Source organism: Saccharothrix ecbatanensis (assembly GCF_014205015.1).
GTDB classification, from domain to species: Bacteria; Actinomycetota; Actinomycetes; order Mycobacteriales; family Pseudonocardiaceae; genus Actinosynnema; species Actinosynnema ecbatanense.
In genome coordinates this window covers 8,552,038-8,574,956 of sequence record NZ_JACHMO010000001.1, presented here as the reverse complement: position 1 = coordinate 8,574,956, position 22,919 = coordinate 8,552,038, and the positions used below count along the sequence as shown (strand labels likewise).

The window sequence follows — 22,919 nt, the reverse complement described above, 5'->3', positions numbered from 1 at the left end:
CCAACCGCGGGTTCGGGCACCAGGCGCCCGCTGACGGCCGCACCGGACCACCCTGGGGTCATTGCGCCAGCGCCGAACATTGACGGCGGCTACGGAGACCGCAAAGTTCTTTGGCGGTTCCACCCAACCGGGCTAGTGAGACCTGGAGCACACGGCTGACAACATTTCGTGCGGAGCGACCGCCTGCTCCAGATTTGCTCCAGACAGGCCGCCGCAGTCCACAGTGGATCTAAAAGCAAGATCGCCCGCCACCTGCATTACCGCAGGTCAGCGGGCGAATCAGTCAAGCTATTAACTTGTGGACCTGACTACACAGCATGAGAACTCCGTTGTGGCTGTTCAAGGGCCTGAGCTGCTGATCAAGGCCGTCAACCCGCAAACCGGTCGACGAGAGAAGACCGTGAAGGAAGAATCGGCCCGTGACCGCTGAGATGAACCCGTCGGACCACGTCGACGACAATGCCGCTTAGTTAGTGGCCTTGGTGTGCGGGTTGAGGCGAGTGGATTGGTTGGCAGTACTGTTGATCAGTGCCGTCTGCTCGCCGTTTCACCGATGGGATCAGCATCGGTGTGCTGGCCCGTGTGTTCGACCGGGATCTGGTGGACGAGGTGCTCGCGGAAACGGGGCGTCGGGAGAGGCGGTCGCGTCTGCTGCCCGCGCGGGTGGTCGTCTACTACGTGCTGGCGCTGTGCCTGTTCTTCGATGACGGTTACGAAGAGGTGATGCGCAAGCTGGTCGACGGTCTGCGGTTTCTGGGCACGTGGCGGCAGGGGTGGACGGTGCCCACGACGGGGGCGATCTCCCAGGCGCGGGGGCGGTTGGGCGAGGCGCCGCTGCGGGTGCTGTTCGACCGGGTGGCGGTGCCGATGGCCCATGCCGGAACGCGGGGGGCGTGGTTTCACGGGTGGCGGGTGATGGCGGTCGACGGTGTCGTGCTGGACTTGCCCGACACGGCGGCCAACGTGGCCGAGTTCGGCAAGAAGCCGCACAAGGGCGGGCAGAGCCCGTTTCCGCAGGTGCGGATCATGGGGCTGGGCGAGTGCGGCACGCATGCGATCGTGGCGGCGGAGTTGGATTCCTGGCGGGTGCAGGAACGCGGCTTGTGCGAGCGGTTGGTGGCGGCGTTCGAGCCGGACATGCTGGTGCTGGCCGATCGCGGTGTGTTCTCCTACGACTTGTGGCAGCGGGCGCGCCGGAGCGGGGCGCAATTGGTGTGGCGGGTCCGTGACGATGTGGACCTGCCGGTGTTGGGGTGGCTTCCCGACGGGTCCTACCGCAGTGAGCTGCTGCCCTCGAAGGTCAAGGCGGACCTGAAGCGGGGCAAGCGGTCGCGGGCGCCGGAGGGGTCGCGGTTGCCGGTGCGGGTGGTGGAGTACTCGGTGACCGACCGCGGCGGGCAGCCCGAGATGATCCGCCTGGTGGTGTCGATCATGGATCGCGAGGTGGCGCCGGCGGTGGAGTTGGCGGTGCTGTATCGGCAGCGGTGGGAGTTCGAGCTGACCCTGGACGAGATCGAGACCCATCAGATGCCGCATGGCAGGGTGCTGCGGTCGAAGTCCCCGGAGTTGGTCCGGCAGGAGATCTGGGCGTTGCTGCTGACCCACTACGCGGTGCGGGCGTTGATGTTGGAGGCCGCCGAGGGCCTCGGTCCGGACGACGGGCTCGACGTCGACGGGTTGTCCTTCGTCCGAAGTCTCAACGCTGTGCGCCGCCAGGTCACCAACCAGGCGGGTTTTTCCCCCTCACCGCCTGAAGAACGCGATCATCGAGACGCTTGAGGAGATCCGACACCGACGCGCCCGGGGCCGCCGCCACCGCTCCTACCCACGCGTGGTCAAACGCAGCAACGTCGGCAGCAAGCTGATCAAACGCGCGCACCACACAGGCACCCGCTACGACCGGCCACCTGGCATCCACCTCTTCGGCAAGATCACTAACTAAGCGGCATTGACGTCGACGAGCGCTGGCGGGCCGAGATGCTCGCCGACATCAGGACGGGCGACCCGCAGGTGGCGAACCAGGCACTGCTCGAGTTGACTTACGACGACCCCGACGGCGACTGGGTGGAACCAATCCTGCTGGAGCACCTGGCTCCGAAGTACGACGTCCGATTGCGTCTGCTGGCGACGACCTGCCTCGGCCACCTGGCACGCATCCACGGCAAGATCACCAGAGGGACCGTGGTGCCCACCTTGCGCACCCTGCTGTCCGACCCCGTTGTGGGTGGGACAGCCCAGGACGCCCTGGACGACATCGACCAGTTCGCCCCGGCGGAACCGCGAGCGCGCCCGTAGCGAACCGCCCATCGGGGCTACCGACACCGAAGACATCAATGGTGACGCGCGGAAGCGCCCGTTCACCACAAGACGTGGAGGTTGTGGGTGAGGTTCGTCAGCGTGGGGTTCGAGCGGGACCCGTGGCCTGTGAACATGCTCGACCCGGAGCCCTATTTGCGTGCTCTGCCCGACTTGGCACCACAACTGCCGACCGGCGCCGCGGCCTTCGCAACCGATGCCGATCACTACGACTTCGGATCGGTGCGGTGCGTCAAGGACCTGGCCGTTGGCGCCGTGACGATCCGAGAGGCAGGCCACGACCAAGTGACGGCAGTGATCGAGTTCGAACCGAACCGGTTCAAGCACGACAGCGGTCTGGTGATCCGTTATGAGGGGGTCACGCGTTTCAACGTCGAGGTGGACGAGTCGAAGCCCGGGACGAAGGTCTGGCCGGAGAGCCGCCGTCTCGGCGACCTCCAGCTCGATGAGATCCTGCCGGCGGCGACAGGCTGCACCCACGAGGTGAAGCTGACCGGGGGCACGATCTTCGTCCAGTGCGCCGACTTGCGGGCGACCTGGGACTCACCTGGCACATGACGCGACGGCACAAGGGTGATACGGCATGTCCATCGAGTCACGGAACGAGTTCGCCCCGGCGGAACCAGGGGCGTACCCATAACGCACCGCGCGTTCAGGGGCCACCAACACCGAAGGGCGGGAACCGGTGACCCGGCCCCCGCCCTTCGCATGCTGTGTCAATTGTGGAGCTGAGGGGACTCGAACCCCTGACCCTCACACTGCCAGTGTGATGCGCTACCAGCTGCGCCACAGCCCCGTGCCTGTACGTTTCCCGGCGGTTGGGGCCGCCGTTCTCGTGTGGCAATACCGTACAACATCGCCCCCGCACGGACGAAATCGGGGGGTCCCGCCCGGCATCCGGGCAGCTAGACCGACGTCCGGCCCTACTTGACCAGGTTGGTCAGCCAGTCCTCGTCGTCCCAGTCCACGATCTTGCCGTCCTGCATCACGGTCGGCGTGCCGCCGAAGTTCCCGCCCGCCTTCACGGCGTCCAACTCGGCCTGCGCGTCCGCCTCGTGCGCCCCACTCTCCACGCACTGCTTGAACGTGTCACCGGTGATCCCGAGGTCCGTGCCGAGCTTCACCAACTCCTCCTTGGTGTGCCCCGGACCGCCTTCCTCGGGCTGCTTCGCGAACAACGTCTCGTGGTACTCCCAGAACTTGCCCTCGTCGGCCGCGCACAGCGCCGCGTTCGCCGAGTCCCGCGAGTACCCCTCCGGATCGGAGTACTTGTTCAGGAACGGCAGGGCGTGGTACTTCACCTTGAGGGTGCCGGCCTCGATCTCCCGCTTGATCTCGTCGCCGTAGGCCTTCTTGAACGTGCCGCACGCCGGGCAGAGGAAGTCCTCGTACAGGTCGATGGTGGCCTTGGCGCTGTCCTTGCCCACCACGACGGCGCCGCCCTCGCGCACGATCGGCGCGGACACGCCGGTGACGTCCTGCGGCACGGCCAGTGGTTCTTTCTCGCCGGACTTGGACCAGATCACACCACCGATCACGGCCACCGCGAGCACCGCGACGACCACGATCCCGATGACGACCTTGGAACGGTCGCCGGACGCCCCGCGCGCAGCGCTCACCGCCGTCGTCGCCCGCTGCTGCTGCTTCTTCTTCCGAGCGTTGCGCTCCGCGCCACCCACAGCCAAATCCTCCCGGTCACCCTCGCGCGAGGCTACCGAGCGATGCTGAGCGGAACCTGAGTGGTCACGCGTCCGGCTGACGGGGACGTCCCGCCACGCGCTCGCCGACCGGCACCTCGGGCCCCTCGTGCAGGCACCCGGACTCACCGGCCACCTCCGCCGCGACGTGCGTCTCTTCCTCTCGCGGCAGGGTTTCGGGCGCGAAGACCCAGAACACCAGCGCCACCGCCGCCATGGCACCCGTCAGGGTGAACGCGGCCTGGTACGAGAACTGGTCCACCAGCACACCGGCGAGCAGCGGGCCGATGATGGCGCCGCAGTCGGCGGCCATCTGGAACCCGGCGAGCACCGGACCACCCCTGGCCTTGGCGCCGATCACGTCGGCCACGACGGCGTTCTGCGGCGGGTTGAGCAGACCCGCGCCGATGCCCGCGACGAGCGACGCCACCATGAACATCCGCACGTCGCCGCTGAAGCCGAGCCACACCGTGCCGATCGCGGACACGGCGAGGCCGGCGATGGCGACCGGCTTGCGGCCGATGGAGTCGGACAGCTTCCCGGAGATCATCAGCACGGCGGCGTTGCCGGCCGCGAACACCGACAGCGAGATGCCCGCGATGGCGGGTGTGCTGCGCAGCGCCTCGACCACGAACAGCGGCACCAACGAGATCCGCACGCCGAACACGGCCCAGCCGTTGGCGAACCCGGAGGCCAACGCCGCCCGGTACGCCGACAGCCGCACGGCCGCGCGCATCGGCATGAACGCGTTCTCGTTCGAACTGTCCAACGCGGCGAGCGTGGACGTGCGCAGGTACCACCAGACGACCAGCGCGGCCACCACCAACGCGCCCGCGTACGTCACGAACGGCACCTGGATGGAGATCTCCACCAGCGCCGCGCCGACGATCGGGCCGCCGATGTTGCCGAGCAGGAACCCGGTGGCCCACAGCCCGGACGCCCGGCCGCGCAACGCCGCCGGGGTGATCCGGATCAGCAGGCCGACCGCGGCGACGGTGAACATGGTCGAGCCGATGCCCGCGAACGACCGGAACACGATGAGCTGCCAGTACGCGGTGGCGAAGCCGCACGCGCCGGTGCCGAGCGCCACGATGAGGATGCCGACGATGTAGACCCACGTCTCGCCGAACCGGTTCACCAGCCGGCCGCTCATCGGCGCGAACAGCAGCCTGACCAGCGCGAACGAGCTGACCACGGCGGACACGGCGAACGTGCCGACGTCGAAGCTCTTGGCGTACGCGGGCAGGACGGGTGCGACGATGCCGAAGCCGAGGGCGATGATGAAGCTCGCCACGACGAGGACCCACACCTCGCTGGGCAGCCGTGCCTTGACCTTCGCATCGGACCCCAGCACTGTGCGCCCCTTCCGATCTCCGTTAGCTGTGCTAAGGATATGCGGTACAGCAACTAAATTCTCAATCGAGTAGCTCGTCGACCCTGCGTGCATAGGCGGTTACCGGATAACCGACGTCGAAACCGCACGCCTCCACGAACCGCTCCCCCGCGCCGCCCTCGGCCACGTGCGAGGCCACCAACAGCGCCCCTGCCTCGCGCAACGCCGTCACCACGCCGCTCACCAACGCACCGCCGAGCCCACGTCGACGCCGTGCCGGCCGCACGACCGCGTGCTCCACCAGCCCGACCCGGCGCTCGCCGAACCCGGACGCGAACCCGCCGATCCGTTCGCCCGCCGGACCGTCGTCCACCACGAGGAACACGCATCGCGGGTCGTCCATCCGCTGCCCGAGGTGCCGCAACAGCCGCGGGCCGTCCACGCCCAGGTCGTCGGCCAGCAGTTCGGCGATGCCTTCGAGGTCCGTGTCCCGCGCCGCACGCACGAGAGGCGATCGCTGCACCTCACCGCGGTGCACCACGGCCAGCGCCTCCTCCACCGCGTGCCACCCGGTGTCGTCGGCGATGCCCTCGATCTCGGCCACCGTCGTCGGCGACGCGTACAGCACGGCCTCCGCCCGCCCCACGTCGGCGAACGTCTGCTCCAACTGCATCAACGTGCCCGCGACCTCGGCCGACGACCCGTACACCGCGCACGCGTGGTTGCCGCCGGGCAACGGGTTGTCCCGGTTCACCACGACCTGCGCCACGCCGACCCGGCCGACCTTGCCGTACCGGACGGCGCCGGACGCCAACCGGGCGGCCTCGACCAGTCCGGCCAGCTCACGGGCCCGGTACGGGTCGAGCAGGTCCGGATCGTCCGGGTCGCGCAGCGGGTCAACCACGCACGTCCCGGCCCTTCCACTTCGCGGTGCCGCGCAACGCCCGCCACGCCGCGTCCAACGACATGGCGCCGAACACCACGTACGACAACGGCGCGAGAACGGCGGCGGCCTGCGGTTGTCGGGAGCGCCGCAGGAAGATCCACCCGGCGGCCGACTGGCCGAGCAACGCCAGCATCCCGAGCTTGGACCCGCGCAGCGCCGTCACCAACGGCACCGCCCCGTACGCGATGTGCGCGAGACCTGTCGACCCGAGCGACAGGAACGCGGTGGCCGGTCCCTTCGCGTACATCGACGTGCCGGCGACCATGCTCTTGCGCATCGACGCCCACATGTCGCCGAACGTGTCCATCCCCGACGTGGTCAGCGAGTCCGCCCCGTCCACGTACCGCGTCCGGCCGCCGGTGTCGCGGACCAGCGTCGCGAAGCCGACGTCGTCCGCGCGGGACCCGGCGATCGCGGCCCAGCCGCCCGACCGTTCGTACGCCGCACGGCTGACCAGGATGCAGTGCCCGACGGCCAACGCCATCCCGCGCCGACCGTCCACGGTCGTCGTCTCGAACAGCAGCTGGTTCACCGGCGGCAGCAGCAGCCACCACCCGGCGCTCGGCCTGGTCCCGCGGCCGGACGTGGACACCAGGTCCACCTCGTCCCGCCGTGCGCCCGCGAGCAGCCGTCCGACCAGGTCGGGCGCGGCCTCGGTGTCGGCGTCCATGAACAGCAGCCAGTCGGTGTCCACGTCCGCGCAGCCCAGGTGCAGCGCGTGCACCTTGCCCGCCCAGCCCGACGGCGGTCCGGAACTGGCGACCAGCCGCACCCTCGGGTCTTCCTCCGCGTGCCGCCGCACGATCTCGGCCGTGCGGTCGGTCGACGCGTCGTCCACGACCAGGATCCGCAGGTCCGCGTAGTCCTGTTTGCGCAGGCCGGAGAGGCAGCGGTCGATCGTTTGCTCCTCGTTGCGCGCGGGCACGACGACCGTGACCGGCCCGGCGTCGACCGTCGAAGTAGGCAGTCGCTTGACCTCTTGCCACACCTTGATCGCCACGGCAGCACGAGCCAACACCACCGTCGCGCCGAGGACACCCCATTTCCCCATTGGTCCACAATGGCACACACCTATGGGACGACACTGGCTCACCTCGGACCTGCCGGAGCTTCCGGACCTCCCGATCCGACCGGTGCTCGGCGAGATCGCGGACACGCTGACGGCACACGGCTCGGCGGTGCTGGTCGCGCCACCGGGCACCGGCAAGACGACGTTGGTGCCGTTGGCACTGGACGGTCGCGTCGTGGTGGCCGAACCACGTCGCCTCGCCGCACGTGCCGCCGCCGCACGGATGGCGAGCCTGCTCGGCGAACCGGTCGGCCAGACCGTGGGCTATTCGGTGCGGGGAGACCGGAAGACGTCGAAGAACACCCGCATCGAGGTCGTCACGTCCGGTCTGCTGGTGCGGCGGTTGCAGCACGATCCGGAGCTGGCGGGCGTCGGCACGGTGCTGCTGGACGAGTGCCACGAACGGCACCTGGACGCGGACCTGCTGCTGGCGTTGCTGCTCGACGCACGGGCCGGGCTGCGGCCGGACCTGAAGCTGCTGGCCACCTCGGCGACGGTCGCGGCCGACCGGTTGGCGCAGCTCCTCGGTGACGCGCCGGTGATCCGGGTGGAGGCGCGGACGTTCCCGGTGGACATCGCGCACATCCCGGCGGTGCGCCGTGAACGGGTCGAGAACACCGTGGCCCGCGCGATCCGCCAGGCGTTGTCCGAAGTGGACGGTGACGTGCTGGCGTTCCTGCCGGGTGTGGCGGAGATCCGGCGGTGCGCGGCGCTGCTCGGCAACGACGTGGACGTGCTGCCGCTGCACGGTCGGCTCACCACCACCGCGCAGGACGACGCGCTGCGGCCCGGTGCACGACGACGGGTCGTGCTGTCCACCGCGATCGCCGAGTCGAGCCTGACCGTGCCGGGTGTGCGGGCGGTGGTGGACTCGGGGTTGTCGCGCGTCTCCCGCGTCGACCACCGGCGCGGGCTGTCCGGCCTGGCCACGGTCCGCGTCAGTGCCGCCGTCGCCGACCAGCGCGCGGGCCGGGCGGGACGTGAGGCGCCTGGCCGCGTCTACCGGTGCTGGCCCGCGCACGAGCACAGCACGCTCCCCCGCTACCCCGAGCCGGAGATCCGGACCGCCGACCTGACCCGGCTGGCGTTGGAACTGGCGTGCTGGGGCGTGCCGGACGGTTCCGGTCTTGGCTGGTGGGACGCCCCGCCGCCGGGTGCGCTCGACGCTGGCCGGACGGTGCTGCGGGCGCTGGGTGCGTTGGATGACAGCGGCAGCGCCACCGACCGTGGCCGCCGAATGGCGAACCTCGGCTTGCATCCCCGCCTGGCGCGGGCGTTGTTGGACGGCGCGGCGGCCGTAGGCGCACGCCAAGCCGCATCGGTGGTGGCCCTGCTGGACGACGACCGGTCGAACTCCGGCGTCGAGTTGGCGGTCCGCGACGCCGACCCGCCCGAGGTGCGCCGACTGGCCGCGATGGTCGACGACCCGCCGACCAGGAAAGCCTCCGACCCGGCACTCGTGGTCGCCCTCGCGTACCCGGAACGGTTGGCGCGCAGGCGTTCCCCCGGTTCACCGCTGTACCTGATGGCCGGTGGCACAGCCGTGGAACTGCCGCCGGGCAGTGGTCTGGCCGACGCCGAGTGGCTGGCAGTGGCGATCGCCGACCGGGAGCCGGGCCGCACGCACGGTCGGATCAGGTTGGCGGTGCGGGCCGACGAAGAACTCGCCATCAAGGCCGCCGCATCCCTCCTGACATGGGAGGACGACGTTCGGTGGGACGGTGACGTGGTGGCGAACCGGCTGCGCAAGCTGGGCGCGATCACGTTGTCCAGCAAGCCGTTGCACGACCGCGAGGCGATCCGCCAGGCGTTGACGGACGGCCTCCGCACGGAGGGCCTGGGCCTGCTCCGGTGGGATGCGGACGGTCTGCGCACGCGTGAGCGGATGGCCTTCCTGCACCGCGTGATCGGCGATCCGTGGCCGGCGGTGGACGACGAGTCGCTGCTCGCCGTCGTGGACGTGGGTGACGCGCGCCGGAAGGTGGACTTGGCGCGGATCAGCGGCGAGCAGGTCGTCCGCCGGTTGCTGCCATGGCCCGCCGCGGCCCGGTTCGACGAGCTCGCCCCGGACCGGCTGGAGGTGCCTTCGGGTTCACGCGTCCGAGTGGACTACTCGGGGTCCGAGCCCGCGCTGCCGGTGAAGGTCCAGGAGGTCTTCGGGTGGACCGAAACGCCCCGGTTGGCCGATGGACGGGTGCCGATCGTCCTGCACCTGCTGTCCCCCGCGGGCAGGCCGACCGCCGTGACGGGCGACTTGGCGTCGTTCTGGCGGACCGGCTACCCGCAGGTCAGGTCCGAATTGCGGGGCCGCTACCCCAAACACCGCTGGCCCGAGGACCCGATGACCGCGCGCCCCGCCCGCCGCTAGCTACTTGACGGCATGCGTCAAGTACTTGACGATAGCCGTCAAGGAGGTGGCGCGAGTGCTCGCAGAACAGATCGCCACGATCATCCGCACCCGACTGCTCGACCCGTTGGAGATCCTCTTCGACGACGTCGGCGACCTGCCGTCCCGCGCCGACGAGGTGGCCCACCAGTTGGCGGCGGCCATGCAGGGGGACGACGACGCGGCGGCCGTGCACGCCATCGCAAGACTCGTCGGCGCGCTCTACCCCGGTGACGCGCCGTTCGACCCGCCCGCCGAGTGGTGGCGCACGCCGTTGGGCCAGGTCGTGGCGCGGCGGATGGGGCACCCGGCGACGCGGGCGGTGTCGTACTCGGTGGCCGGCGCGATGCTCGGCGTCACCAAGCAGGGCGTCCACGACCTCGTGCGGCGCGGGAAGTTGGAGCGGAACGCGGACGGCGGCGGCGTGACCGTCGACTCGGTGAGGGCGAGGTTGACGACATGAAGGTGTTGGCACTGCACGGCGCGGGTGGTTCACCGGCCGACTGGGACCCGGTGATCAGCGCCCTCGACGGCGCCCACGAGATCGTCCCGCTGACGCTCGAAGCCCCGTGGGACTGGGACTCCGTCCTGGACCGGATCGAACCACACGCCACCGACAACCCGGCCGTGCTCGGCATGTCGCTGGGCGGCATGGTCGCGGCGTTGTGGGGCAGACGTCACCCGGAATGCCCGGCGGTGATCGACATCGACGGCCACGGCGTCCCCACCCAGCCCCAGCGCTACCTGGACCCGACCGCGGTGGCCGACGACATCATCGCCCTGCGCGAACTCTTCCAGGGCTTCGGCCAACCGGAACTCCAACAGGCGATCGAAGAACTCGACTGCTTCAAGGTCTTCCACGACGTCCGCTGCCCGATGCTGCTGGCCGTCGCCACGAAACCCATGCCAGGCCAAACCCTGTTCGAGCAGTACCACGAAGGCCTGCTCCGAGACCTGCCCACCCTGCCGCCCAACATCGAAGTGGTCCGCATGGACACCTCACACGCCGCAGCCTTCGAAAACCCGACCCTGGTAGCCACCCTGATCAAGGACTACCTCGACCGCCGCTGACCCGACCACCTACGAGTAGGGCAACCGCCGGAAACCGCTCAACGCAACCACGTACGGACGGGGGTCCGGGGGCGGAGCCCGCCGGGCGGGGCGTGGGGATCGCACCCCCCACAAACCACGACGGCCGACCCGGTTCGCGCGTTCCGCGAACATGGGTCGGCCGAGGCCGTGGAGGTGCCGGGAATCGAACCCGGGTCCTCTGCCGCATCATCAAGGCTTCTCCGTGCGCAGTCTGCTACACCTCTACTCGGCCCCGATGATCACGCAGACAAGTCATCGTGATGAGCCCAGCCACTGTGAGTGTCCCAACCGTTCCCCGTGGCCGGGGACGGCGGTGAGCCTCCTAGCTGATGCCGGCGACCGGAGCGGAGGCGCCTCCGGGCCGACAGCGTTGCTCCTAGCCTCAGGCGGCGAGGGCGAACGCGCGCTGGTCGTTAGACTCGGCGCTTATTGGTTTGCGATGACGCTTACGGTGGTCTCTCGCCTGCACCGGCACGCTTCCCTTGAATCAACGCACAAAGTCGAAACCGTTCACCCCCGTGTCGTGGGTCTTGCTGCGCACAGCATAACGCCCCGCGCACCCCGGTTCATTCCCATTAGGTTGGTAGGGCTGTCCCCACCCCCCGCTGACCGGCGTACCTGATGGTTTCCGGCCACCCGGACGGGCGATGCTGGGCCGGTACATCAGCCTGAAGGTGGGGAACATGACGACGCGGGTCAACCCGGACATCGCCCGGATCAGCGGGTACTTCCTGATCAACCTGGTCACCGGGATCTTCTGGTTCGTCCTGCTGGTGACCCTGGGCGCGGTCAGCCTCGGCACCGCGGTGATCTGGGTCGGCGTGCCATTGGGCGTGCTGACGATGGTCCTGGCACGAGCGGCGGCGAGCGCCGAACGGGCGTGGCTGGGCGTCACGCTGGGTGTCGACATCCCGTCGCCCTACCGGCCGCTGCCGGACGGGCTGGGCGGTCGAGCGAAAGCGCTGGTGAAAGACCCGGCGACGTGGCGCGACCTGTCCTACTGGCTCCTGATGCTGCCCTTGGGCGTGATCGAGTTCTCACTCACGGTGACGCTGTGGTCCACCGTCCTGGCCACCGTGTTCCTGCCGTTCTACGTGCACACGCTGCCCGCCACGTGGGAAGTCGACTTCGGCGAAGGCAACGTGTGGCTGATCGACTCGTTCGTCAAGGCCCTCCCGGTGAGCGTGCTGGGCCTGCTGCTCGGCGTCATCGCGTACCGACTGCTCAAGGTCATGGCCAGGGGCCACGCGGGGTTCGCACGGGCCATGCTCGGCCCGTCCCGCAACAGCGTGCTGTCCGCCGAGACGCAGCGGCTGAGCGCCAGCCGTGCGAGGGGCGTGGAAGCGGCCGAGGCGGAGCGCAGGCGTATCGAACGCGACCTGCACGACGGCGCGCAGCAACGCCTGGTGTCGGTGGCCATGGGCCTCGGCCGGGCACGCAGCAAGATGGAGTCCGACCCGGACGCCGCCCGCGACCTGATCGAAGAGGCGCACGCCGACGCCAAGCTGGCCATCTCCGAACTGCGCGACCTGGCCCGCGGCATCTACCCGTCGGTGCTGGGCGACCGCGGCCTCGACCCGGCCCTGTCCTCGCTGGCCGCGCGGTGCCCGATCCCGGTGACCGTGGACGTGGACGTGGAGCCGCGCCCGCCGACAGCCGTGGAGAGCGCCGCGTACTTCACCGTCGCCGAGACGCTGACCAACATCGCCAAGCACGCCGGCGCGACCGAGGCGCACGTCAAGGTGACCCGCACGGAGAACTCCGTGGTGGTCGAGGTCACGGACAACGGCCGCGGCGGCGCCGAGGTGCGTCCGGGAGGTGGCCTCGCGGGCCTCGCGGACCGTGCTGCGACGATTGACGGCGTGGTCGTGGTGGTGAGCCCGCTCGGCGGGCCGACAGTGATCCGGACGGAGCTGCCGTGCGCGTGGTGATCGCGGAGGACTCGGTCCTCTTGCGGGTGGGCGTGCAGCGCCTGCTGGCCGACGAGGGGATCGAGACGGTCGCGGCGGTGGAGGACGGCGACGCCCTCCTCGCCGCGATCGAGGAACACCGGCCCGACCTGGCCCTGGTGGACGTGCGCATGCCGCCCACGTTCACCGACGAGGGCCTGCGTGCCGCGATCGAGGCCCGCAAGCGCATCCCGAACCTGCCGGTGCTGGTGCTCTCCCAGTACGTGGAGGAGCGGTACGCGGTGGAGCTGCTGGCGGGCGGCGCGAACGGCGTCGGCTACCTGCTCAAGGAGCGGGTAGCCGACGTGGCGGACTTCGTCGCCGCGGTGCGCCGGGTCGCCGACGGCGGCACGAGCATCGACCACGAGGTCATCACGCAGCTCATGGCCCGGTCGCGGCGCAACCCGGTGGACTCGCTCACCCTGCGTGAACGCGAGGTGCTGGGTCTGATGGCGGAAGGTCTCTCGAACGGCGCGATCGCCGCGTCCCTGGTCGTGTCGGACGGCGCGGTGGAGAAGCACGTCGGCAACATCTTCGCCAAGCTCGGCCTCGAACCCAGCACGTCCGAGCACCGCCGCGTCCGGGCCGTGCTCGCGTACCTCAACCTGGGCTGATGCCCAGCAGCCTGGCGCCGTTGTCGTGCAGCACGGCGCGCAGGAACGGCTCACCCAGGCGGTCGTCGGCGGCGGCCCAGCCCTCGATCGCGTCCAGCTGCACGGAGTAGTCGTACGGGATGTTCGGGAAGTCCGAGCCCAACACCACCCGATCGCTCACGTCGACCAGCCGCGCCGCCCAGTCCCGCGGCAGGGCGGCCAGCGCCTCCGTGAACGGCACGCCGACCATCGTGGTGTCCAGGTGCACGCCGTCGTACCGGCCGACCAGGTCCAACGCGCCCACGTAGTCCGGCATCCCGGCGTGCGCCAGCACCGCCACCAACGACGGGTGCCGCCGGAGCACGTCCTCGAACACGTCCAGCCCCGTGTGCGCCCCCGGGATCGGCCCGTGCCCGCAGTGCACGACCACCGGCACCCGTGCCTCGGCCAACAGGCCCCACGCGCCGTCCAGCGAACGCGGGTCGTAACCGCCGACCTGCACGTGCGCCTTGAAGCACCGCGCACCGGCCTCCAGAGCCCGCGAGACGTACGCCTCGACGCCCGGCTCCGGGTACAGCGTGGCCGTCGGCACGGCGCCGTCCACCCGTGACCCGAAGTCCAGCGCCCAGTCCGTCAGCCACTCACCCATGCCCGGCTTGTGCGGGTACACGAGGGGCGCGAACCCGACCACCCCGAACGACCGCAGCGCCGCCAGCCGTTCCGCCTCGGGCAGCCGGTACCGGATCGCCCAGTCGACGCCGTAGTGCCGTGACGCCTCGTCGAAGTAGTCCCACACCTTGTCCAGCACGCGCTGCGGCATGAAGTGCACGTGCACGTCGACCAATCCGGGCACGCCGACAAGTCCTGGCACGCCGTTCAGTAGCGGCCCTTCAACGCCCGGCCGTGCGCCTTCTGGATCTCCCGATCCGCGTCGCGCTTGGCCAGGTCCTGCCGCTTGTCGTACGACTTCTTGCCGCGCGCCAACGCCAGCTCGACCTTGACGTAGCCGTCCTTGAAGTACATCGACAACGGGATCAGCGACAGACCGCTCTCCTTGGTCTTGCCGATCAGCCGCTCGATCTCGCCGCGGTGCAGCAGCAGCTTCCGCTTGCGCCGCACCTCGTGGTTGGTCCAGGTGCCCGCCACGTACTCGGGGATGTGCAGCGCGTGCAGCCAGATCTCGTTGTTGTCCACCTGGGCGAAGGCGTCCACAAGGGACGCCCGGCCCATGCGCAGGCTCTTCACCTCGGTGCCGACGAGCACGACACCCGCTTCGAAGGTGTCGAGGATGGTGTAGTCGTGCCGAGCCTTGCGGTTCGACGCGATCACCTTCTGACCGCGTTCCTTGACCATGACCGAAACCTTACGTGAGCAGGCCAGCGGTTATCGGACGCAGCTACAGGCGGACGTAGAGGCGCAGGGTGACGTAGCCCGTCAACGCGGAGATCAGGATCGAGACGCCCAGCAGTATCGGCGAGATGAACAGGATCTCGATCATGCTCACCTCCGGGATGATGTTGGACGCGAACAGGTCGCCCAGCACCCGGTTGAGCAGGAAGACCTTGGTCACCACGAGCAGCCCGATCGACAGCACCGCGCCGATGATGCCCGCGACCACCGCCTCGATGAGGAACGGCAGCTGCGTGTACCAGCGGGTCGCGCCCACCAGCCGCATGATGCCGACCTCGGTCCGCCTGGTGAACGCCGACACCTGGATGGTGTTCGAGATCAACATCAGCGCCGCGAACGCCTGGAGCAGCGCCAGCGCCAACGCCGCGTCACGCACGCCGTTGAGGAAGCCGAACAGCCGGTCGAGGTCCTCGCGCTGGTCGTCGATCTTCTTCACGCCGGCCTTGTCGCTGAACGCCTGCACGATCACGTCGGACCGCTCGGCGTCGACCAGCTTCACCCGGAACATGGCCGGGATGGCCTCCGGGCGGGCCAGCTTGGCCAGCTCGGGCTGCGACTCGAAGACCTTCTTGAACCGCTCGTAGCCCTTGTCGCGGTTGTCGTAGACGACCGACTCGACGCCGGACGTGCCCTCCAGCTGCGTGCGCAGGCCCGCGCACGGCTGCTGCGTGCAGTCCTTGTCGTTGGCGCTGATGTCGTTCGTGAGGTGGACCGCCACCTCGAGCTTGCCGAGGTAGTCGTCCTGCATCTTGCCCACCATGTTGACGACCAGGAGGCCGACACCGAGCAGGAAGAGGGAGATCGCGGTCGTGAGGATCATCGCGATGGTCATCGTGACGTTCCGGCGCAGGCCGGTGACGACCTCGCTGAACACGAAGCTGGTACGCATCGGGGGGAACGTTCCTCAGAGTCGGGGGATGAGGGGGTCCGTCGGCCTCGGGCTCAGCGGCCCACGCCGTAAACACCCCGCGCGTCGTCGCGGATGATCCGGCCGTTGTCCAGCTCGACCACCCGACGGCGCATGGAGTCGACGATGGAGTGGTCGTGGGTGGCCATCAACACCGTCGTGCCGGTGCGGTTGATCCGCTCCAGCAGCAACATGATGTCCTGGCTGGTGTCGGGATCCAGGTTTCCCGTCGGCTCGTCGGCGAGCAGCACCAGCGGCCGGTTGACGAACGCGCGGGCGATCGCCACCCGCTGCTGCTCACCACCGGACAGCTCGTGCGGCATCCGGTCCGCCTTGCCGTCGAGGCCGACCAGCTGGAGCACCTCGGGCACCACCTTGACGATGGTGTTGCGCGGCTTGCCGATGACCTCCAAGGCGAACGCGACGTTCTCCGCCACGGTCTTGTTGGCCAGCAGCCGGAAGTCCTGGAACACGCAGCCGATGGACTGGCGCAGGCGGGGGACCCTGCGCCGGGACATCTTGGCCACGTCGAAGTTCGACACGTACACGCGGCCCTTGCTGGGCACTTCCTCCCGCAGCAGGAGCCGCAGGAACGTGGACTTCCCGGAACCGGAAGGCCCGATGAGGAACACGAACTCACCCTTGCCCATCTCGACCGAGACGTTGTCGAGAGCGGGGCGCGCGGAGCTCTTGTAGACCTTGGACACGTGTTCGAGGCGAATCACGAGGGGCGAGTGTACTCGCGGCCCGGGTAAAGCCTCCGTCTCGCCCTTCTTCCCGGGGCCGGACGGCGGCTTGACCGATCAGGACTGGCTCTGCTTGCGCCAGCGGATGCCCGCTTCCAGGAAGTCGTCGATCTCGCCGTCGAGCACCGCGGACGGGTTCCCGACCTCGTGCTCCGTGCGCAGGTCCTTGACCATCTGGTACGGGTGCAGCACGTAGGACCGCATCTGGTTGCCCCAGCTGGACCCGGTGTCCTTGAGGGCGTCCATCCGGGCCTGCTCCTCCTGCCGCTGCCGCTCCAGCAGCTTCGCCTGGAGCACGGCCATCGCGGTGGCCTTGTTCTGGAGCTGCGAGCGCTCGTTCTGGCAGGAGACCACGATGCCGGTCGGGATGTGCGTCAGGCGCACCGCCGAGTCGGTCGTGTTGACGCCCTGGCCGCCGGGGCCGGACGAGCGGTAGACGTCGACCCGCAGTTCCTTCTCGTCGATGTCGACGTGGTCGGTCGTCTCGACCACGGGCACCACCTCGACGCCCGCGAACGACGTCTGCCGGCGGCCCTGGTTGTCGAACGGCGAGATGCGCACGAGGCGGTGGGTGCCCTGTTCGACGCTGAGCGTGCCGTAGGCGTACGGGGCGGTGATGCGGAAGGTCGCGGACTTGATGCCCGCCTCTTCGGCGTAGGACGTGTCGAACACGTCGACGCCGTAGCCGTGGCGCTCGGCCCAGCGCGAGTACATCCGCAGCAGCATCTCGGCGAAGTCGGCCGCGTCGATGCCGCCCGCCTCGGCCCGGATGGTGACCAGCGCGTTGCGCTCGTCGTACTCGCCGGACAGCAGCGTGCGGACCTCGAGGGAGGAGATCTCGTCACGCAGCTTGGCTCGCTCGGTGTCCGCCTCGGCGAGGCTGCCCGCGTCACCCTCGTCCTCGGCCAGCTCGTACATGATCGACAGGTCGTCGAGCCGTTCGCGCAGCGTCGTGATGCGCCGCAGCTCACCCTGCTTGTGCGAGAGCTGGCTGGTGACCTTCTGCGCCTGCTCCTGGTCGTCCCACAGGTCGGGTCGGGCAGCCGTCTCTTCCAGATCGGCGACCTGAGCGCGCAGCGAATCGAGGTCCATCACCGCCTCGATGCTCGAAAGCGTGGCGGAGAGGTCCTTGATGTCTGCTTCGACGTCGGGGTTCACGTCCAAAGATTACGCCGGCACCGGTCGCTGAGCGCGACCGGTGGGCGCGCTTCAGGCCGTGGGGATGGCGTCGAGCAGTTTCAGCACGGCCTTGGCATGGGCCAGGCCGAATTCGGCGACCGCTTTGGCATAGGCGTCCTCCGCGGTCTTGACGGCTGTCTTCGCCGCCTCTTGTTCCGCGCCGTAGCTCGCGCGGGCGGAGTCCACGAGTCCTTGCCGCTGTTTCGCGGTCAGGGAACCCGCGTGCACCAGCCGCAGGATCAGCGGGCTGCGCAGGTGGTCCGGTCCCGGCTCGGAGAGCAGCCAGTTCTTGAACGCCTTCTTGCCCGCCGCCGTGAGCACGTACTGCTGGCTGGAACGGGGGCCCTGCTTGCCGAGGCGCAGCAGGCCGGCGTCCGCCAACGCGGGCAGCTCGCGGTAGACCTGGCTGCGGGTGACGCTGAAGAACGCGCCGAAGCGCTCTCCGGCCTCAGCCACGAGCTGGCCACCGGTCTTGGGTCCGTCGTGCAGCAGCCCGAGCAGGGCCGCCGCCGTCGCATTCAGGTCCGACACACCACCAACCGTGCCACGCTCACCGGTCGCTGTCCACAATGGTCAGCCGTTCTGTCCACTGTGGCTGATCACGGGCTAGCGGAGTTGGGCCATGCGGAGCAACGAGAAGCATCGCTGCGTAACCGCCCGCTGATCAACACCACGCGTTCGGCCCCTTGACCGCGGCTGTCCACGCCGGGTGGAAATCCATTGACCCACAACGGAAACCGCACTTTTGCGTTCACTCGAACGGCAGCGCCGTGTCACGCGGAGCGTCCGGCACGCCCCAACGGGCCGTCGACGGATAGCACAACCCGGTGATGTCGCGCCCGCACCCTGGCGAACACGTCGGGTGGTGGGACCATTACGGCGGGTTGTCGTTCGACTGGCTTGTTCGACTGGGAGGTCGACTGTGGGCATCAAATGGACGACGGGGACGAAGGTAGTCCGCAACGCCCGCGCGTGGGCGTCCGGCACGATCCCCGAGCAGGCGGGCAAGGACGAGTGCATGGTGTGCGGCAAGCAGATCCGCCGGCACCGCACGGTCAGCGGCGAGGGCCGGGTGTGCTCACTCACCTGTGCCCAGTACTGGGCCGAGAACATGACCTGAGGAGCGGATACGCAAAAGGCCCCCGGATCGGAATCCGGGGGCCTTTCACGTCGTAGCGGGGACAGGATTTGAACCTGCGACCTCTGGGTTATGAGCCCAGCGAGCTACCGAGCTGCTCCACCCCGCGCTGTAAGGACAACTATACACGCCCTGAAAACCCCTTTTCACCGGGGTCCCCTAACCGCATATCCGCAGCTCACCCACGGGGTCCAGGGGCAAAGCCCCCGGTCGGGGCGCAGGGGGCGAAGCCCGCCTGCCCGGGGTTCGGGGGTCGGACCCCCGATGTAAATGCGAAAAAGCCCTGTTCGCGTAATCCGCGAACAGGGCTTTCCCATTTTGTAGCGGGGACAGGATTTGAACCTGCGACCTCTGGGTTATGAGCCCAGCGAGCTACCGAGCTGCTCCACCCCGCGCTGTAATTAGAACTGTACGCCGAGGGTTAACGGGAATGCAAATCGGGTGGCCCGGAACGTGTCCCAGGCCACCCGATCGCGATATCAACGCAGGTCAGCCGGTCGGTGTCGGCGACGGCTGGACCGACGACGGCGACTGCGTGGTCGCCGTGCTCGCCGTGTTGAACCGCTTGGTCGCCTCGTCGAGCGCCTTGTACGCGTTGCCGAGCTCCGCGAAGTCACCGCTCGCCTGCGCCGTCTTCACCCGCTCCAGGGCCGTCTGGATGTCCTTCACGGCCTGCTGGAGCTCCGTGCCCTGCTGCCCGTCGGCCGGCGTGGTCGACGGCGGTGTGGACGGTGTGGACGTCGGCGGCTGCCCGTTGGTGTCCTCACCGGGCACCTGGGCCGCGGCGCCGGTCAGCACTTCCTCCAGCGCCTGGCTCAGCGTGGGCGCGTAGCCCACCTTGTCGCCGAAGCTGACCAGCACCTTGAACAGCTGCGGGAACTGGGTGTTCTGACTGGCCCGTTCGATGTAGATCGGCTCCACGTAGAGCAGACCACCACCCACCGGCAACGTCAGCAGGTTGCCGTAGACGACCTTCGTCTGACGCTGGGCGAGCAGGTTCAGCTCACCGCTGACCTCGCCGTTGGTGAGGAACGTGGTCTGGATCTGCTGCGGACCCTTGACCTCGTTGTTCAACGTCAGCACGCTGATCTTGCCGTAGTTGTCGGGGTCCGATCTGACCGTCACGTACGACGCCATGAACTCCCGGTTCAACCGCACCAGCGCACTGGTCAACTGGAAGCTGACCTTGTTCGCGTCACCGGTCGGGTCACCCGCCAGCACGTAGAACGGCGGCTGCCGGTCGCGTTGCTGCTGGACGCTCTGCTGCTGCGCCTCGACGGTGGTCGCGTTGTCGATGGTCGGGTCGGACGGCACGTCCCAGAACGAGACGCCGGAGTAGAAGTCACGCGGGTTGTCCACGTGGTACTGGGACAACATCTCCCGCTGGACCTTGAACAGGTCCTCCGGGTAGCGCAGGTGCTCCCGCAGCGACTGCGACATCTCGCTGTTCGCCTTCACCGTGCCCGGGAAGACACCCATCCACGCCTTCAGCACGGGGTCCTGCTGGTCCATCTCGTACAGCGTCACCGAGCCGTCGTAGGCGTCCACAGTGGCCTTCACCGAGTTCCGGATGTAGCTGATCTCCCGGTCCGGCTGCTGCGCGACACCCGGCAGCGAGTCGTTCGTGGCCTCACCCAGCGCCGTGCGGCGTGCGTACGGGTAGTTGTCGAGCGTGGTGTAGCCGTCCACGATCCACGTGATGCGGCCGTCCACCACGGCCGGGTACGGGTCGGCGTCCACGGTCAGCCACGGCGCCACGGTCTCGACGCGGTCGCGCGGGTTGCGGTTGAAGATGATCCGCGAGTCCTCGTCGACGGCCGAGTTGAACAGGATGTTCCGCTCCCCGTAGGCGGCGGCGAAGACGAACTTGTTGAACAGCCCGCCGATGCGGACGCCGCCCTTGCCGTCGTAGGTGTACGACGAGCCGTCGGTGTCGTACTCGCCGGGCGCGCCCTCACCACGGCCGCCGACGATTGCGTAGTCGGCCCTGGTCCCCATCTCACCGAAGTAGGTGCGTGGCTGCTCCACGCCGAACGGTCCGGGCTGGACCTCGCCGTTCTGGCCGACCTGCGCCACCTCGAACACCGGGTAGCCGCCGTTGCCGCCGTCGTCCGCGGGCGAGTTCACCCTGCTGGCCTCGGCGAACACCATGCCGTTGCCGTGGGTGTAGATGAGGTGCTGGTTGATCCAGTCGCGCTGGCCGGACGGGATGCCCGCGGTGTTCAGCTCGCGGACCGCGACGATGTAGTCCTGGAGCTGGTCGTTCACCTTGTACCGGTCGACGTCCAGCTTGTCCGGGAACCCGTAGAACGGCCGCAGCTGCTGGAACTGGGTGAACGTCTTGGAGATGACGGCCGGGTCGAGCAGCCGGACGTTGCCCAGCGTCGCCTGGTCGTTCTTCAGCTCGTCCAGCGAGACGTTCTGCTTGCCCGCGTACGGCTTGCTCTCGACCTTGTCATCGGTCAGCCCGAACGCTTGTCGGGTGGCCTTGATGCTCCGGTCGATCGGTTCGGCTTCCTTCTCGATGGCGTTGGGCTTCACCGAGAACTGCTCCAGCACCGCGGGCCACGCCGCGCCGACCAGGATGCTCGACAGCACCAGCAGCACGGTCGCGATCGCGGGCAGCTGGAGGTTCCGCAACACCGCGCCCGCGAAGAACGCGATGGCGCAGAAGACCGCGATGAACAGCAGGATCAGCTTGGCGGGCAGCACCGCGTTGAGGTCGGTGTAGCTCGCGCCGTTGAACTTGTCGTTGCGGTCGGAGAACAGCAGCGTGTACCGGTCCAAGAAGTACGCGACCGCCTTGAGCAGGATGAACACGCCGGCCACGATCGCCAGGTGGGTGCGCGAGGGCCCGGAGAGCTGCCCGCCGCGGCCGGCCAGCCGGATGCCGCCGAACAGGTAGTGCGACACGACCGCGCCGACGAACGAGACCGCCGTGGCGATGAACAGCCACCCCATGATCCACGTGTAGAACGGCAGCTCGAAGGCGTAGAAGCCGATGTCGTGACCGAACTCGGGGTCGTTCACGCCGAACGGGGTGGCGTTGAGGAACAGCTGGAGCAACTGCCAGTCGGCCTGCGCCGAGGTGCCGGCGATCAGGCCGACGAGCACCGGCAGGCCGATCGAGAACAGCTTGATCCGCTTGCCGACGACCGCTCGGTAGCGGGCCACCGGGTCGTCCGGCCCGGACACCGGCACGAAGACCGGCCGGGTGCGGTAGGCGATGATCAGGTTGATCGCGAGGAGGCCGCCCACCAGCAGGCCGGCGGCGAAGAACAACCCGAAGCGGGTGCCCAACACCGTGGCGTAAACACTGCGGAAGCCGACCTCACCGAACCAGAGCCAGTTGACGTAGGTGCCGAGCAGCCTTGAGCCGGTGATCAGACCGACCAGGACCACCGCACCGACGATGAGCAGTATGCGGCTGCGACGGGACAGCCTGGGCAGTCCGACCGGGGGCCGTGTGGCCACGGGGCACGCTCCTGGATCGCGGTAGTGGCGTTCGTACGTTCTGTCCAACTCTACGGAGGCCGCTGAGGGTTCCCCGTCGGGCTTCCCTTCGCGGCCGATTGCCCGGATCTGATTGCCCGGTCCGAGGGCGGTGATGCGACGATGGCGCACGTGTCAGCCAGTGAAACGCCGCCCGTGGTGCTGCCCGCTGTCGCCCGCGAGGTCGAGGAGTTCGTGTCCACCGCCGGGTGGAACCAGCCGATGCAGTTGTTCGCGCTGGTCCCGACCGCGGAGCTGCTGGTGCGGCAGCCGGAGCTCGCGGGTCAGCTCGATCCCGACGCGTCACCGCTGACGCCGATCGCCCAGGACTCGCTGCCGGATTCCGAGCTGGACCGGGCGTTGGCCGGGATCGTGTGGCCCGACCTGGTGCACGGGTGCGCGTTGGCGCAGGAGATCGTCGTGCTGCCGCCGGACGCGGAGGCCCAGCTGACCGCGGAGGAGCTGGACGACGAGGAGGCCCGCCGGTTCGCCGCCGAGCACCCCCAGCGTCGGGAGGCCCGGCTGGTGGCGGCCGTGCTGCGGGACGGCTCGGCGGCGTGCGTCCTGCGGCTGCGGGGCAGCGTGGAGGTGCCCGAGGAAGTCGTGGAGCACCCCGAACTCGCCCCGAACCTCACCCACGCCCTGCTTGAGACCTTGCGCGCCTGA

The 22,919-nt window shown here is 69.0% G+C and carries 21 protein-coding genes, 3 tRNA genes and 1 other RNA gene; 10 read left to right on the top strand and 15 right to left on the bottom strand.

What is annotated here, in order from left to right; translation table 11 throughout:
- Positions 1 to 528 precede the first annotated feature (528 nt).
- The 3 genes from F4560_RS38085 (at position 529) to F4560_RS38075 (ending at position 2,874) form a co-directional block, all read left to right on the top strand.
- The gene (locus F4560_RS38085) at positions 529 to 1,779 is read left to right on the top strand and encodes an IS4 family transposase (RefSeq protein ID WP_184927898.1); all 1,251 of its coding nucleotides are present in this window, start codon (positions 529 to 531) and stop codon (positions 1,777 to 1,779) included.
- 198 nt (positions 1,780 to 1,977) lie between these two features.
- Complete coding sequence (locus tag F4560_RS38080) at positions 1,978 to 2,295, top strand: hypothetical protein (protein WP_184927897.1); 318 nt, start codon at positions 1,978 to 1,980, stop codon at positions 2,293 to 2,295.
- Positions 2,296 to 2,382: 87 nt separating this feature from the next.
- Positions 2,383 to 2,874: a hypothetical protein gene (locus F4560_RS38075; RefSeq protein ID WP_221483789.1), complete on the top strand. Its 492-nt coding sequence runs from the start codon at positions 2,383 to 2,385 to the stop codon at positions 2,872 to 2,874.
- Between the two features lie 165 nt (positions 2,875 to 3,039).
- Here F4560_RS38075 and F4560_RS38070 read toward each other — a convergent pair.
- From F4560_RS38070 to F4560_RS38050, 5 genes are all read right to left on the bottom strand, one after another.
- A tRNA-Ala gene (locus F4560_RS38070) sits at positions 3,040 to 3,112 on the bottom strand.
- Between the two features lie 127 nt (positions 3,113 to 3,239).
- Entirely contained in the window at positions 3,240 to 3,995 is a 756-nt protein-coding gene (locus F4560_RS38065; RefSeq protein WP_184927896.1) for a DsbA family protein, read from the bottom strand.
- Between the two features lie 64 nt (positions 3,996 to 4,059).
- Positions 4,060 to 5,367, bottom strand: a complete 1,308-nt coding sequence (locus tag F4560_RS38060) for an MFS transporter (protein ID WP_312869719.1) — start codon at positions 5,365 to 5,367, stop codon at positions 4,060 to 4,062.
- Between the two features lie 61 nt (positions 5,368 to 5,428).
- The gene (locus F4560_RS38055; protein WP_184927894.1) at positions 5,429 to 6,250 is read right to left on the bottom strand and encodes a GNAT family N-acetyltransferase; all 822 of its coding nucleotides are present in this window, start codon (positions 6,248 to 6,250) and stop codon (positions 5,429 to 5,431) included.
- Positions 6,243 to 7,343 (bottom strand): glycosyltransferase, encoded by a 1,101-nt coding sequence (locus F4560_RS38050; RefSeq protein WP_184927893.1) that lies wholly within the window; start codon positions 7,341 to 7,343, stop codon positions 6,243 to 6,245. The genes F4560_RS38055 and F4560_RS38050 overlap by 8 nt, the downstream gene beginning before the upstream one ends.
- 22 nt (positions 7,344 to 7,365) lie before the next feature.
- On the opposite strand from F4560_RS38050, the gene hrpB reads away from it, so the two are divergent.
- The 3 genes from hrpB to F4560_RS38035 are packed head-to-tail and all read left to right on the top strand — an operon-like array spanning position 7,366 to position 10,818.
- Positions 7,366 to 9,729, top strand: coding sequence for an ATP-dependent helicase HrpB (gene hrpB, locus F4560_RS38045; protein ID WP_184927892.1), 2,364 nt, complete (start codon positions 7,366 to 7,368; stop codon positions 9,727 to 9,729).
- A gap of 55 nt (positions 9,730 to 9,784) precedes the next feature.
- Positions 9,785 to 10,210 (top strand): hypothetical protein, encoded by a 426-nt coding sequence (locus tag F4560_RS38040; RefSeq protein ID WP_312869718.1) that lies wholly within the window; start codon positions 9,785 to 9,787, stop codon positions 10,208 to 10,210.
- Positions 10,207 to 10,818, top strand: coding sequence for an alpha/beta fold hydrolase (locus F4560_RS38035; protein ID WP_184927890.1), 612 nt, complete (start codon positions 10,207 to 10,209; stop codon positions 10,816 to 10,818). Before F4560_RS38040 ends, F4560_RS38035 begins: the two co-directional genes overlap by 4 nt.
- Before the next feature lie 166 nt (positions 10,819 to 10,984).
- Here the strand turns inward: F4560_RS38035 and ssrA are convergent.
- Positions 10,985 to 11,357, bottom strand: a transfer-messenger RNA (tmRNA) gene (gene ssrA, locus F4560_RS38030).
- 165 nt (positions 11,358 to 11,522) lie between these two features.
- Here ssrA and F4560_RS38025 point away from each other — a divergent pair.
- Positions 11,523 to 12,770, top strand: coding sequence for a sensor histidine kinase (locus F4560_RS38025; RefSeq protein WP_184927889.1), 1,248 nt, complete (start codon positions 11,523 to 11,525; stop codon positions 12,768 to 12,770).
- Positions 12,758 to 13,402, top strand: coding sequence for a response regulator transcription factor (locus F4560_RS38020; protein WP_184927888.1), 645 nt, complete (start codon positions 12,758 to 12,760; stop codon positions 13,400 to 13,402). The genes F4560_RS38025 and F4560_RS38020 overlap by 13 nt, the downstream gene beginning before the upstream one ends.
- Here F4560_RS38020 and F4560_RS38015 read toward each other — a convergent pair.
- From F4560_RS38015 to F4560_RS37990, 6 genes are all read right to left on the bottom strand, one after another.
- Entirely contained in the window at positions 13,389 to 14,252 is an 864-nt protein-coding gene (locus F4560_RS38015; RefSeq protein ID WP_184927887.1) for an amidohydrolase family protein, read from the bottom strand. The genes F4560_RS38020 and F4560_RS38015 overlap by 14 nt on opposite strands.
- 5 nt (positions 14,253 to 14,257) lie before the next feature.
- A complete protein-coding gene (gene smpB, locus F4560_RS38010; protein WP_033442046.1) occupies positions 14,258 to 14,734 on the bottom strand; it encodes an SsrA-binding protein SmpB in 477 nt (158 codons plus the stop codon).
- Between the two features lie 43 nt (positions 14,735 to 14,777).
- A complete protein-coding gene (ftsX, locus tag F4560_RS38005; protein WP_184927886.1) occupies positions 14,778 to 15,680 on the bottom strand; it encodes a permease-like cell division protein FtsX in 903 nt (300 codons plus the stop codon).
- A 53-nt stretch (positions 15,681 to 15,733) separates the two neighbouring features.
- A complete protein-coding gene (gene ftsE / locus F4560_RS38000; RefSeq protein ID WP_033442048.1) occupies positions 15,734 to 16,423 on the bottom strand; it encodes a cell division ATP-binding protein FtsE in 690 nt (229 codons plus the stop codon).
- A gap of 78 nt (positions 16,424 to 16,501) precedes the next feature.
- Entirely contained in the window at positions 16,502 to 17,602 is a 1,101-nt protein-coding gene (gene prfB / locus F4560_RS37995; RefSeq protein WP_184927885.1) for a peptide chain release factor 2, read from the bottom strand.
- Between the two features lie 51 nt (positions 17,603 to 17,653).
- The gene (locus F4560_RS37990) at positions 17,654 to 18,154 is read right to left on the bottom strand and encodes a PadR family transcriptional regulator (protein ID WP_077004179.1); all 501 of its coding nucleotides are present in this window, start codon (positions 18,152 to 18,154) and stop codon (positions 17,654 to 17,656) included.
- Between the two features lie 391 nt (positions 18,155 to 18,545).
- Here F4560_RS37990 and F4560_RS37985 point away from each other — a divergent pair, with 391 nt between their 5' ends.
- Positions 18,546 to 18,743, top strand: coding sequence for a hypothetical protein (locus tag F4560_RS37985; RefSeq protein ID WP_053717392.1), 198 nt, complete (start codon positions 18,546 to 18,548; stop codon positions 18,741 to 18,743).
- Positions 18,744 to 18,796: 53 nt separating this feature from the next.
- Here F4560_RS37985 and F4560_RS37980 read toward each other — a convergent pair.
- The 3 genes from F4560_RS37980 to F4560_RS37970 all read right to left on the bottom strand — a co-directional run bounded on the left by F4560_RS37980 (position 18,797) and on the right by F4560_RS37970 (position 22,235).
- A tRNA-Met gene (locus F4560_RS37980) sits at positions 18,797 to 18,870 on the bottom strand.
- Between the two features lie 212 nt (positions 18,871 to 19,082).
- Positions 19,083 to 19,156: transfer RNA gene (locus F4560_RS37975), tRNA-Met, on the bottom strand.
- Positions 19,157 to 19,250: 94 nt separating this feature from the next.
- Positions 19,251 to 22,235 (bottom strand): UPF0182 family protein, encoded by a 2,985-nt coding sequence (locus F4560_RS37970; RefSeq protein WP_312869716.1) that lies wholly within the window; start codon positions 22,233 to 22,235, stop codon positions 19,251 to 19,253.
- A gap of 141 nt (positions 22,236 to 22,376) precedes the next feature.
- Here F4560_RS37970 and F4560_RS37965 point away from each other — a divergent pair, with 141 nt between their 5' ends.
- A complete protein-coding gene (locus F4560_RS37965; protein WP_184927884.1) occupies positions 22,377 to 22,919 on the top strand; it encodes a PPA1309 family protein in 543 nt (180 codons plus the stop codon).

Excerpts from the sequence above, each read along its gene's own strand:
- F4560_RS38080 (WP_184927897.1), top strand. The coding sequence starts at position 1,978 with ATGCTCGCCGACATCAGGACGGGCGACCCGCAGGTGGCGAACCAGGCA.
- F4560_RS38050 (WP_184927893.1), bottom strand. The coding sequence starts at position 7,343 with ATGGGGAAATGGGGTGTCCTCGGCGCGACGGTGGTGTTGGCTCGTGCT.
- hrpB (WP_184927892.1), top strand. The coding sequence starts at position 7,366 with ATGGGACGACACTGGCTCACCTCGGACCTGCCGGAGCTTCCGGACCTC.
- F4560_RS38035 (WP_184927890.1), top strand. The coding sequence starts at position 10,207 with ATGAAGGTGTTGGCACTGCACGGCGCGGGTGGTTCACCGGCCGACTGG.
- F4560_RS38025 (WP_184927889.1), top strand. The coding sequence starts at position 11,523 with ATGACGACGCGGGTCAACCCGGACATCGCCCGGATCAGCGGGTACTTC.
- smpB (WP_033442046.1), bottom strand. The coding sequence starts at position 14,734 with ATGGTCAAGGAACGCGGTCAGAAGGTGATCGCGTCGAACCGCAAGGCT.
- ftsX (WP_184927886.1), bottom strand. The coding sequence starts at position 15,680 with ATGCGTACCAGCTTCGTGTTCAGCGAGGTCGTCACCGGCCTGCGCCGG.
- F4560_RS37965 (WP_184927884.1), top strand. The coding sequence starts at position 22,377 with ATGGCGCACGTGTCAGCCAGTGAAACGCCGCCCGTGGTGCTGCCCGCT.